The sequence below is a fragment of the Staphylococcus saccharolyticus genome (assembly GCF_900458815.1).
Classification (GTDB): Bacteria; Bacillota; Bacilli; order Staphylococcales; family Staphylococcaceae; genus Staphylococcus; species Staphylococcus saccharolyticus.
Genome location: NZ_UHDZ01000001.1, coordinates 1,649,288 through 1,661,624 on the forward strand (window position 1 = coordinate 1,649,288; position 12,337 = coordinate 1,661,624).

A 12,337-nucleotide genomic window follows, 5' to 3' on the forward strand; every position below is an offset into this window, starting at 1 on the left:
ATAAAATTAAATTGTGACACTTTTACGACATTATAAATCGTCAATTTTGTGACACAATTAAAAACGGTATTCTTGTTATAATGAATTATAAGTAAAAATATATACATTAATTTAAAGATATTAACTATCAAGTGTCTTTTTAATTGTAACATTTGTTAGAATGTATATTGAAATATGATTCAATGATTTCATAATAACCGATTCCCCTTTTTGGGTTTTAAGTTAATACTTTAAATTAGTGATGGGGTGTTTATCATTGTTTAGAAAACAAAACCTTAAATGGTTAGGTGTTTTAGCTACGATTATTATGACCTTTGTACAATTAGGTGGCGCCCTCGTAACTAAAACAGGATCAGAAGATGGTTGTGGATCATCATGGCCATTATGTAATGGTGCACTTCTTCCACAAAACTTACCCATACATACGATTATAGAACTTAGTCATCGTGCTGTATCAGCGATTTCTCTTATTATTGTATTATGGTTAGTCATTACCGCTTGGAAGAATATTGGATATATTAAAGAAATTAAACCACTTTCAATTATTAGTATCTCTTTTTTACTTGTCCAAGCACTTGTAGGGGCGGCAGCAGTAATATGGCAACAAAATGTATATGTTTTAGCATTACATTTTGGTATTTCATTAATTAGTTTCTCATCTGTTTTCGTCATGACGTTAATCATTTTCTCTGTCGACCAAAAATATGAAGCTGATATCTTGTTTATCCAAAAGCCACTACGTACATTGACATGGTTAATGGCAATTATTGTATACTTAACAATTTATACTGGTGCACTAGTTAGACATACTAAATCAAGTCTTGCGTATGGTGCATGGCCAGTACCTTTTAATGATTTTGTTCCTCATAATGCACATGACTGGGTGCAATTTGCACATAGAGGCATGGCTTTGATTACATTTATCTGGATTATGATTACATTTATTCATGCTATTAAAAATTATCCAGCTATTCGAACAGTGCGCTACGGCTACACTGCTGCATTTATACTTGTTATTTTACAAGTTATCACAGGTGCGTTATCAGTAATAACAAACGTTAACTTAATCATCGCACTATTCCATGCATTGTTTATTACTTATTTATTCGGCATGATTGCGTATTTCATCTTGCTGATGTTAAGAACCACACGTAGTATTAAATAGTTTAGCTATTATTCTATAGAATAATAGAACAACGCCCATCGAGGTAGACTAAGTTAATTTTACCTTGATGGGCGTTGTCATGTTTAAATGTACGCTATTGTGAACCAAAAGGACCGACTGGGCTACCATATGTCATACTTATTTTACACATGGAAACCTAGTCGGTCGCTTTAGTTGTTATTGCTTTTCAATTTCAATTAGTAAATCACCTGTTGCAATAGCGTCACCATTAGCAACATTCAGTTGTTTAATCACACCATTAAAAGGTGCCTGTATCGTAGTTTCCATTTTCATTGCCTCAGTAATAAGCAATGATTGATTTGCTTTAACTTCATCACCAACAACTACTTTTACTTCAGTAACTGAACCAGGCATTTGAGCTCCAATATGATTTGGATTAGACTTATCAGCTTTTGGTTTTACATTCGCATTAGCTTTCACATTTTCATCTTGGATATAAATTCGACGTGCTTGACCGTTCATTGCATAATAAATCGTACGTTTACCATTTTCATCCGGCTCACTAATTGTTTCAAGTTTTATAATCAAACGTTTACCTGTGTCGATTTCAATTTCAACTGTCTCACCATTACGCATACCAAATAAGAAAGTTGGTGTATCTAGCAAAGATAGGTTACCATATTGTTCTTTTGTTTGAATATACTGGTTATAAACTTTTGGATAAAGGACATAACTAATCATATCTTGTTCTGTCACTTCATCCTGTTGCTTTTCACTCAACTCTTCTCGAATCGCTTCAAAATCAACTGGTTCTAAGTACTCACCTGGTCTCTCAGTGATAGGTTTTTGGCCTTTAAGAATAATCTCTTGTAATTTTCTATTGAAACCATTAACCGGTTGTCCAATATCTCCTTTGAAGAAGGATACTACAGATTCTGGAAAGTCAAGCTTATACCCTTCACTTAAAACAGCATCTTCATCTAAATCATTTTGTACCATATAAAGTGCCATATCACCGACTACTTTAGAAGAAGGCGTTACTTTAACGATATCACCAAATAAGAAGTTCACACGACGGTACATATCTTTTACTTCATCAAAGCGTTCTCCTAAACCTAAGCTTTTAGCTTGTTGACTTAAATTAGAATATTGACCCCCAGGCATTTCATGTTGATAAATCTCTGTATTCGGAGATTTAATATCACTTTCAAAATCAACATAATAAGGTCGAACAACTGACCAATAATGACTTAACTCTTCTAAACCATCAATATCAGTTCTTAAGTTTCGTGGGAAGCCATTTAACGCATAATAAAGTGAGTTCGCACTAGGTTGACTTGTTAAACCACTCATAGATGCAACAGCTGTATCAATAATATCTACACCTGCATCAATCGCTTGTTTATATGTCAATAGTCCATTGCCGCTTGTATCATGAGTATGCAAATGAATAGGTAAATGCGTAGCAGCTCTTAATTCACCTATTAGTTCATTGGCAGCTTTTGGTTTTAACAATCCAGCCATATCTTTTATAGCTAAAATATGGAAAGCTTCTCTCTCAAGTTCCTTTGCCATTTTAACGTAGTATTCTAGTGTATATACATTAGAGCGTTCGACGTTTAAAATATCACCTGTATAACAAATCGCACCTTCTGATATTTTACCAGCTTCTTGCACCGCTTCATTCGCTACTTTCATCTGATCAACCCAGTTTAATGAGTCAAATATACGGAATACATCTACACCAGCTTTGGCACTTTCGTGCACAAACTTCTTAATGACATTATCTGGATAATTTTTATAACCTACTGCATTAGACGCACGTAATAACATTTGGAATAACACATTAGGAATTGCTTTACGCAAGCGCTCTAGACGTTCCCAAGGATTTTCTTTTAAGAAATTATATGCCACATCAAATGTTGCACCACCCCACATTTCTAATGAAAAGCTATCCTTAAATACTTCAGCAGTCTTAGAAGCAATATTCATCATATCTTTCATTCTCACACGTGTCGCAAGCAATGATTGATGAGCATCTCTAAAAGTTGTATCAGTGATAAGAACATCTTTTTGATTTCTTACCCAATCAGCTACAGCTGTAGGGCCTTGTTCATCTAAAATTTGCTTAGTTCCTGTTAATTGATTAATACGCTTTTGAGATACCTTTGGAATAGATGTAGATTCATAATCTGGTTTAGGTCGTTTCTCAACATTAGGGAAGCCATTAATAGTAACCTTCCCGATGTATTCTAATGTTTTCGTACCTCTATCAAGCGTAGGGGCAATATCAAAGAGTTCAGGTGTCTCTTCAATAAATTTAGTTGTGTAATCACCACTTCTAAATTTCTCATTACGCATAACATTTATAAGAAATGGAATATTTGTTTTTACCCCACGAATACGCATTTCACGTAGTGAGCGTTCCATTTTTTCTTCCGCTTGTTTAAACGAAACCGCATGTGTAGATAATTTAACTAATAAAGAATCATAGTAAGGAGAAATTTCTGCACCTTGGAATCCATCTCCAGCATCTAGTCGTACACCAAATCCACCACTTGAACGATAAGCAATAATTGTTCCTGAATCAGGCATAAAGCCATTAGCTGGATCTTCTGTCGTAATACGACACTGAATCGCATACCCTAAAGTTTGAATATCACTTTGATTTGGCATAGCAATTCTGTTACCAAATAAAGACTCACCATCTGCAACTAAAATTTGAGTTTTAACGATATCAATACCTGTAATCATTTCAGTGATAGTGTGTTCAACTTGCACACGTGGATTAACTTCAATGAAGAAAAACTCATCGCCCGAAACTAAAAATTCAACTGTTCCAGCATTTACATATTCTATATTTTTCATAAGTTGAATAGCTGCATCACAAATACGTTCTCTCAAACTTGGAGATAATCCAACTGAAGGTGCAACCTCGACTACCTTTTGATGACGACGTTGTACAGAACAGTCTCTCTCATATAAATGAATGATATTTCCTTGTTCATCACCAATGACTTGAACTTCAATATGTTTAGGATTGTCAATATATCTTTCAATGTAAACTTCGCTATTGCCGAATGATTTTTCAGCTTCAGATTTAGCACGGTGGAAAGCATCCTCAAGTTCACTTGATTCTCGTACAATACGCATGCCTTTACCGCCACCACCACTCGTAGCTTTAATCATTAATGGATAGCCAACTTCTTTAGCAAATTGTTGTGCTGCTTCAAAACTCTCAATTGGACCATCTGTACCCGGAATAACAGGTAAATCAGCTTGAATGGCAGTTGTTCTTGCTTTCACTTTATCTCCAAACATATCTAAATGCTCTAAGTGTGGTCCAATAAATTTAATACCTTCTTCTGCACATCGACGTGCAAATTGTTCATTTTCACTTAAAAATCCATATCCAGGGTGAATTGCGTCAACACCTGCACATAGAGCTACTTCAATAATTCTTTCAATATTTAAATAACTTTCAGCAGGTCCTAAATCACTTCCGACTAAATAAGATTCATCTGCTTTATATCTATGAAGTGAACTTTTATCTTCATTAGAATAAATGGCTACTGTATTTATATTTAATTCTGCTGCTGCTCTAAAAATTCTAATGGTAATTTCGCCACGGTTAGCAACAAGTAATTTCTTTATTTGTTTCAAAAGCTAAGACACCCCTTAGAATAATTCGAATTTTCTAAATTATTAGATAATAAAATTTTATCTTAAATAACAGAATAATTCTATAGTAATGTATCAAAGTTAAAGATAATTTACTAATTTGTAAAATTTATCTTTTAGACATCCCCTACAGAATCGTATAAAGCCTTCACAAATAAGTTTTCAGTTAATTGAACGAAAACTTATTATTGTTAATAATTTTATATTATCATCTATATGAATGATACGCTAGTTTGAGCTTTTGATTTACAAAATCTTAGTTCCATAAAAAAGCTCTATAGTTAAATAAGAAATGCGAAAATACTTAAATTCTCACAAAACTTATTTAATATAGAACCAAAATCAATTAAAGAAGTTGTTACTCTATACACATCTATAAATCGTTATTCAATTATCATTTAATGAAAGCGACGTTTCATATCAAGCTTGCGTTGTTTGTTGCGTTTCTCATCTTGTTTGATTTGTTTAGCGGTAATTAATAATAGCCCCATTGCAATACTTAAACTAATCATGGCAGAACCACCAAAACTAATAAATGGTAGAGGCACTCCAGTTAATGGAATCGTAGCTGAAATACCACCAATATTTACAAACGTTTGACTTCCTATATAACTTGCAATACCCACACACACTAATTTATAAAAGTGAGATGTTGTTTTATTGGCAAGTTGGAACGCACGGTAAACAATGAAATATTCTAAAAATATAACGATTAAACCACCTACGAGACCTAATTCCTCACAAATAACTGCAAAAATGAAATCAGTATGTGGCTCTGGTAAATAACCTAATTTCATTATGCTATTACCAATCCCTCGTCCAAATAATCCACCATTACCTATTGCCATTAAAGAGTTGGAAATATGATAACCAGTCCCAGACTCTTGACCAAAAGGATTAGTTAAAGTACTAAAACGCGCCTGTAAATAACTTGGAACCATGTGTAAAATCAGCATGAGTGTAGCGATAATTAAAAATCCAATTGCAACTAAAGTTCCCCACTTCAACATATTCTGTACACCAATACCAGAATAAAAAAGAATAGAGAAAAATATAATTAGAATTAACATTGTTTGACCTACGTCTTTTTGGAAAAGCACTAGAATCAAACAAGTAACTACAAATAGAATCGGACCTAAAATTAACTTGATATTTTGTCTAACTGCTGGCATTTTCTTTTCAATCATAAATGGTATGTAAAGAGTAATAGTAATTTTCAATAACTCAGATGCTTGTAAGTTCATAAAACCCAAGTTTATCCAACTTTTGGAACCATTGATATTTTTACCTATTACTAGCGTTAACAATAGTAACACGAAAATACCAATCATCATTCCTTTTTGAACATTAGGCTTTTTCAATACTTTCACGTTCATGATAAATGCCATAAAGAAAACAATAATCACACTCATAATGACATATAAAAGTTGTCTATTATAAAAGTAAGTTCCTGTAACAGGAACACCACCCGTTAATGTTCCCTTAGTCGCAGCAACCATACTCGCACTATAAACCATGACTAATCCAATCAGACAAAGGACAACATATGTAATTAACAATGGATAATCGATAAATTTAGAAGTCTTTCCAATATATCTCATTATATTTTTAAAATTTTTCATATACTAGATCATCCAATTCTGAAATTTTAAAGGTTATGACTTCGTTGACTTAGTAAATTAATATCAATTTTTAAAAAGCTGTCTTGTCTATTATATACTTGAACCCTTCGATTAAACAAATATTATTAAGCAAAACTGTCACTTAATTGCCGAGAGACAAAAAAAGATACTCACTACTACAATAGTGACAATTATGAGGCGTACATTTTAAATGCCATCGACTCAATAATTTTGATAATCTAAAACTACTATTTTAATTGAATACAACAAAAATGACCGAGAAAGATATCAATTTGAATATCATCTCAGTCATTGTTACGATGACGAATTATGTACAACTTAATTATATACGCAATATACCTTCTTATTTATAATTTCAAGATAAAGTATCAACTCTTTAATCTAGGGCAATTGTTTCTTATCTATTAAAATAAAGCATTAAACGTTTGTGAAAGCTTCATGTAATTTAGAAAGTTCTTTTTCAAGTCTAAGTATTAATCGCTTACCATCTTCTTTATCAACTAAACCAAGCTGAACAGCAAAGTCAACTTCTTTTTGTAGACCAAACATTTGAGTATCTAATACTTCTTCATAAAGAGGACAAGAAGGTAAAGTTAAATTATCCATTTGAACTTTAATTAGATGTAAAATTCTGTCTGCATCTTTATTTAATTGGTCATATGCCGTATTTTTTAATTTCGATTGGTTAGCCATGACATACTCCCCCCCCCCCTATCATTTCATTAATATCTTCACACTTGAAGTTTATCTTACTAGATGTTAAAAATCAAGCGAATTTAAAATATGTGAAAGCGATTTTGTGTTAAAATAATTAAAGAAAAAAATATAGGGAGTAGGCATTTATGATTCAAATTAAAGGAGCAGTCAAGTTCCCTATCACGTTAGATAGCACAACTTGGATTTTTGATGATAGAAAAGTAAGTATTGAAGATTTAGAACGTGGCGTGTTTGACGGTACAAGACCTATCAATTTTAATGATAATAGAGAATGGAATCGCGCTATTTTAGAAGGTCAGACCAATCCGCCTACACTTAATTCTGAAATAAAATATAAAAAACGTTCAATACTGGATGGTACATTTGCGATAAATATGACTCCATTTTTCAAAAATGCCGAACCGAATAATGATGCTAGAGCGATTAAATTATATAATGAAGAACATTCTATAGAAGTACCTATGGAATTGTTACCTTATCTTTTTTTCCAATTTGCTAAGGACGGTAAACGTTTATATAATGACAACGCTGTAGATAGCTTCATTTATATACCTGAAAAAGGATACTCATATCAATTTAACTACGTAATACATATAGAGGTGATTTAGTGTGCTAGAAGTTCAATGTATCATTTGTGATACGAAAGTATTCATTGATGAACACACTGTTGAAGCAAAACGTTTAAGAAATAATCCTATCCGTACATTTATGTGTGACGATTGTAAAAGTCGTTTAGACACACCAAAACAACGTAAATCACAAATGGTAAATGAAAGTCCAAATACACCAATCCATCATTCATAGAAAAAAGTGCGATCACAAGAATATTAATGTGGTCGCACCTTTTTTATCTTATTGATTTTCTTGCATCATTTGTTTCACACGCTTAGCTTCTTTTTCACGTGTTGATTTATTTAAAATTTTCTTTCTCAATCTGATACTATCAGGTGTCACTTCTACCAACTCATCATCGTTAATAAATTGTAACGCTTCTTCTAAAGTTAATATTCTGGGACGATTCATTGCTTGTGTTTGGTCTTTCGTAGCTGAACGTACGTTGGTTTGATGTTTTGCCTTAGTGATATTAACAGTTAGGTCATTTTCACGATTATGTTCCCCAACAATCATACCTTCATATACTTCAGTACCTGGTTCCATAAAGTTGACACCGCGGTCTTCTAAGTTAATAATCGCGTAGGCAGTGGCTTGACCTTGGTCCATAGAAATGAGTGCACCATTACGTCTACCACCTATTTGAGCTTTAACATGAGGTCTGAATTCTTCGAAAGTATGGTTGATAATACCATAACCACGTGTCATTGACATAAATTCAGTAGTATAACCAATCATACCTCGAGCTGGAACCATAAATATTAAACGTGTTAAACCGTTATCAGTCGTCAACATATCGAGCATTTCACCTTTACGTGCGCCTAGAGATTCTATAACTGCACCAGCATTTTCAGATGGTACTTCACATTGAACTCGCTCGAATGGTTCACTTAAGACACCATCAATTTCACGTAAAATAACTTGAGGTTTAGAAACTTGTAACTCAAATCCTTCACGTCTCATATTCTCAATTAAAATTGATAAATGTAATTCTCCACGTCCTGCTACAATCCATGCATCAGGCTGATCAGTTGGTGTGACTTTTAAAGATACATCTGTTTCAAGTTGTTGATCTAATCTTTCTTGAATTTGACGTGCTGTGACGTAATCACCCTCACGACCGGCAAATGGTGAATTATTAACCTTGAAAGTCATTTCAAGTGTAGGCTCATCAATGCGTAAGACAGGTAGAGGATCTTGATGATCATGTGGTGTAATCGTTTCACCAACGTTAATATCTTCCATACCGGAAACTGCAATCAAATCTCCTGCTTGCGCTTCTTCTATTTCTTCACGTTTTAACCCAAAATAACCAAAGATTTTAGTTACACGGAAATTCTTAATTGTGCCATCTAATTTAATAAGTGACACATTATCACCTACACGCATTTTACCTCTGAAAACACGTCCAATACCTATACGCCCCACGTAATCATTATAATCAAGTAATGCGACTTGGAATTGTAATGGCTCATCGTGATTATCAACGGGCGCTGGAACGTAATCAATAATGGTTTCATATAATGATTGCATATTTTCATCTTGTTTATCAGATCCAAGACTTGCTGTTCCATTGACTGCAGAAGCATATACGACTGGGAAATCTAGTTGTTCGTCATTAGCTTCTAATTCAATGAATAAGTCTAGTACTTCATCAACTACTCCCTCTGGTCTTGCTGCTGGTTTATCTATTTTATTAACGACTACGACTGGTTTTAAGTTTTGTTCTAAAGCTTTTTTAAGTACGAATCGAGTTTGAGACATAGTACCCTCATAGGCATCTACTACAAGTACAACCCCGTCTACCATTTTCATGATACGTTCAACCTCACCACCGAAATCGGCGTGACCAGGTGTATCTAAAATGTTAATACGCGTACCTTTGTAATCGATTGCTGTATTTTTAGCGAGAATCGTAATACCACGTTCTCTCTCTAAGTCGTTAGAATCCATTGCACGTTCGTCGACATGTTCATTTTCTCTAAAAATACCAGATTGTTTAAGCAACTCATCTACTAAAGTTGTTTTACCATGGTCAACGTGCGCAATAATCGCTATATTACGAACATCTTCTCTTAATTTAGTCATTTTATAAATTTCCTTTCTTGAGTAAACTCCCACTTTTAATTACAACTGTTTTATTATATCATAGATTAGTGAAAAGATAAGTAAAAGGTGGGGTATGGGATGCAACAAAAAAAATCAAAAAGCATCTTTTGGATCTTCTCAATTTTAGCAGTCGTTTTTTTAACTTTATTTAGCTTTGCATTGGGTGCTGCAAATGTTCCAATGATGATTTTAACATTTATACTACTCATTGCAACATTCGGTGTTGGTTTCAGTGTCAAAAAGAAATATCGTAAAAACAATTGGCTATAAGGTTTATCATCATTCAATTCACTTAATCAAAATCTATATATAATAAAAAAGCAGATTTAATCTGCTCTTTAGACTGTCGACAAAGTCTATGACTATGTGGGCAGTTTTTTTATGCATGCTTTCTAAGGCTACATCATGATCCAGAAATTTTACACAAATAAATCAGTGAGAGTTTCTAAAGTCTTCAACTAGGACTGTTTCCTCCGAAGTCAGCGCATAAATAATGCCCAATTTAAATTCATTATATTTCGTATAAAAAACTTTATTAGTGATGATAGTGTTAATCAAAGAAATGAACAATAAAGACAGATCATAGATTTTAAAAACAAAATCCAGAAAAATGTATAATCTGTCTTTATTAAGTCGATAAACATATAAAAGAGACAATATAAGACAAACCTTTCTTTTTTCAAGGTAGGTTTATCTACAATCTAATCTTCTCTTAATTTATTACCAAACCTTTGTTGATGATGCGAAGCAATTGTTTCTCTTTGTTCATTTAAATAGTTGTTTAAAATTTCTTCATGCAATTTTTCATTAGCCATTAAAATTGAATTCGGACGATTTAATTCTAAAGACTCTCCCAATAAATTTGTTCCTATTCCACCTACCTCATTAAGAATCATGAGCCCACCTGCATAGTCCCAAGGCTGTAATCTAGGCGTTAAATAAGCTGCTAATTGCCCTTTTGCTACACTGATAATTTCTAAAGCTGCACTACCATAAGCACGTGCGCTTCTTGCGTCACTGACTATTGGAGCAAAAATGTCACTCACCACGGGCTTGGTTAACCAATTAGGATTAATCCCTATAATACTAGTTTTAAGATTTGTATTTTGTATTAATTTAAGTTGACGATTATTTTCATATGAACCTTCCCCAACTTTCGTATGATATAACTCATCTTTCATTACATCATATACAAATCCGACATATGGTTGCCCATCATGATAAATACCAATTGATATTGCGAAATTTTCCTTTTGATGAACAAAGTTAAGTGTTCCATCAATTGGATCAATGACCCAAATGATACCGCTAGTATCTTTTAAATGATGTCCATGCCCCTCTTCCCCAATAACTTGATGATTAGGATAATTATGATGGATTGTCTCATATAAATAGTTCTCAGTTGCCTTATCAACATTTGTCACAAGATCATTAGGATTAGATTTTGTTTCAATATCTAACTCCTCTTTCATCATAAATCTTACTTTATTCCCCGCCTCTAGTATTAATCCTTTTGCAAAATCATATAGTGCCATCGAATCATCTCCTATTACATTTCATTATACATGATATGGTTTAGAAAATTATATTATTATATGCTGGTTAACCCTAATTAGTTAGATTTAAATTATTGTAATTGCTACATCTATTCTTCGATGTAAGTCTATAAGTTATGCTACAATACCTATAAATAAAATATTAGGAGGCATAAAATGACAAAATATACAATTGCTCCAAAAGATTTTAAAGCATTTGATGTAGATGGTTTAGAGCATCGAATGGAAGCACTTAATGAATTAGTTAGACCACAACTTCATAACTTAGGCAGTTACTTTGCAGATTATTTTACTTCTCAAACTGGTGAAGATTTTTATCCTCACGTAGCTAAACATGCAAGAAGAAGTATCACCCCCCTATTGATACGTGGGTAGCCTTTGCTCCTAATAAACGCGGTTACAAAATGCTTCCACACTTTCAAATCGGTTTATTTAGAGACCAATTATTTGTTATGTTTGGAATTATGCATGAAGGTAAGAATAAAAAAGAAAAAGTCAAAGTTTTTGATAAGCACTTTGATCAATTAACGTCATTACCTAATGACTATAGCGTATGTTTAGATCATATGAAAGTAGAAAAACCTTTGATTAAAGATTTTAACGATGAGGAGCTACACGAAGCTATTGACCGTGTTAAACATGTAAAAAAAGGTGAATTTTTCATTTCTAGAACTCTAGCGCCTTCAGATCAAAGACTTAAAAGTGATAAAGTCTTCTTACAATTTGTAGAGGAAACATTTGACGAGTTCTTAAAATTCTATCAATAATCATAATAAGCTTGAGTGATGAAAAAAATTAAAAGTCATTCAAGCTTTTTAATTGCCACACAATATTTTTAGGTTGACCTAATTTATTGTTTAGGGTATCATGTTTTCATAGGATTTTAGAGGTGA

Annotated in this window: 9 protein-coding genes and 1 pseudogene; 5 read left to right on the forward strand and 5 right to left on the reverse strand. The window is 33.0% G+C overall.

The window, feature by feature from the left end:
* Positions 1-256 precede the first annotated feature (256 nt).
* Positions 257-1,165 carry a COX15/CtaA family protein gene (locus DYE57_RS08095; protein WP_115313591.1) on the forward strand — a complete coding sequence of 303 codons (909 nt, stop codon included), beginning with the start codon at positions 257-259 and terminating at the stop codon, positions 1,163-1,165.
* A gap of 177 nt (positions 1,166-1,342) precedes the next feature.
* Here the strand turns inward: DYE57_RS08095 and DYE57_RS08100 are convergent, their stop codons facing one another.
* The 3 genes from DYE57_RS08100 to DYE57_RS08110 all read right to left on the reverse strand — a co-directional run bounded on the left by DYE57_RS08100 (position 1,343) and on the right by DYE57_RS08110 (position 7,143).
* A complete protein-coding gene (locus tag DYE57_RS08100) occupies positions 1,343-4,789 on the reverse strand; it encodes a pyruvate carboxylase (protein ID WP_115313592.1) in 3,447 nt (1,148 codons plus the stop codon).
* A 416-nt stretch (positions 4,790-5,205) separates the two neighbouring features.
* Positions 5,206-6,429, reverse strand: a complete 1,224-nt coding sequence (ftsW, locus tag DYE57_RS08105; protein ID WP_115313593.1) for a cell division peptidoglycan polymerase FtsW — start codon at positions 6,427-6,429, stop codon at positions 5,206-5,208.
* 438 nt (positions 6,430-6,867) lie between these two features.
* Positions 6,868-7,143: an Fpa/YlaN family protein gene (locus DYE57_RS08110; RefSeq protein WP_115313594.1), complete on the reverse strand. Its 276-nt coding sequence runs from the start codon at positions 7,141-7,143 to the stop codon at positions 6,868-6,870.
* Between the two features lie 149 nt (positions 7,144-7,292).
* Between DYE57_RS08110 and DYE57_RS08115 the strand changes: the two genes are divergently transcribed.
* Positions 7,293-7,775 carry a hypothetical protein gene (locus DYE57_RS08115; protein ID WP_115313595.1) on the forward strand — a complete coding sequence of 161 codons (483 nt, stop codon included), beginning with the start codon at positions 7,293-7,295 and terminating at the stop codon, positions 7,773-7,775.
* Position 7,776: 1 nt separating this feature from the next.
* Entirely contained in the window at positions 7,777-7,971 is a 195-nt protein-coding gene (locus tag DYE57_RS08120) for a DUF2197 domain-containing protein (protein ID WP_115313596.1), read from the forward strand.
* Positions 7,972-8,019: 48 nt separating this feature from the next.
* Here DYE57_RS08120 and typA read toward each other — a convergent pair whose 3' ends face one another.
* Positions 8,020-9,867, reverse strand: a complete 1,848-nt coding sequence (typA, locus tag DYE57_RS08125; RefSeq protein ID WP_115313597.1) for a translational GTPase TypA — start codon at positions 9,865-9,867, stop codon at positions 8,020-8,022.
* 99 nt (positions 9,868-9,966) lie between these two features.
* On the opposite strand from typA, the gene DYE57_RS08130 reads away from it, so the two are divergent.
* A complete protein-coding gene (locus tag DYE57_RS08130; RefSeq protein WP_115313598.1) occupies positions 9,967-10,158 on the forward strand; it encodes a DUF5325 family protein in 192 nt (63 codons plus the stop codon).
* 431 nt (positions 10,159-10,589) lie between these two features.
* On the opposite strand, the gene DYE57_RS08135 is transcribed toward DYE57_RS08130, so the two are convergent.
* A complete protein-coding gene (locus DYE57_RS08135) occupies positions 10,590-11,423 on the reverse strand; it encodes an inositol monophosphatase family protein (protein WP_115313599.1) in 834 nt (277 codons plus the stop codon).
* Positions 11,424-11,600: 177 nt separating this feature from the next.
* On the opposite strand from DYE57_RS08135, the pseudogene DYE57_RS08140 reads away from it, so the two are divergent.
* Positions 11,601-12,211: pseudogene (locus DYE57_RS08140) on the forward strand (YktB family protein).
* Positions 12,212-12,337: the final 126 nt, after the last annotated feature.

Coding starts and splice junctions, on each gene's coding strand:
- ftsW (WP_115313593.1), bottom strand. CDS start 6,429: ATGAAAAATTTTAAAAATATAATGAGATATATTGGAAAGACTTCTAAA.
- DYE57_RS08110 (WP_115313594.1), bottom strand. CDS start 7,143: ATGGCTAACCAATCGAAATTAAAAAATACGGCATATGACCAATTAAAT.
- DYE57_RS08115 (WP_115313595.1), top strand. CDS start 7,293: ATGATTCAAATTAAAGGAGCAGTCAAGTTCCCTATCACGTTAGATAGC.
- typA (WP_115313597.1), bottom strand. CDS start 9,867: ATGACTAAATTAAGAGAAGATGTTCGTAATATAGCGATTATTGCGCAC.
- DYE57_RS08130 (WP_115313598.1), top strand. CDS start 9,967: ATGCAACAAAAAAAATCAAAAAGCATCTTTTGGATCTTCTCAATTTTA.
- DYE57_RS08135 (WP_115313599.1), bottom strand. CDS start 11,423: ATGGCACTATATGATTTTGCAAAAGGATTAATACTAGAGGCGGGGAAT.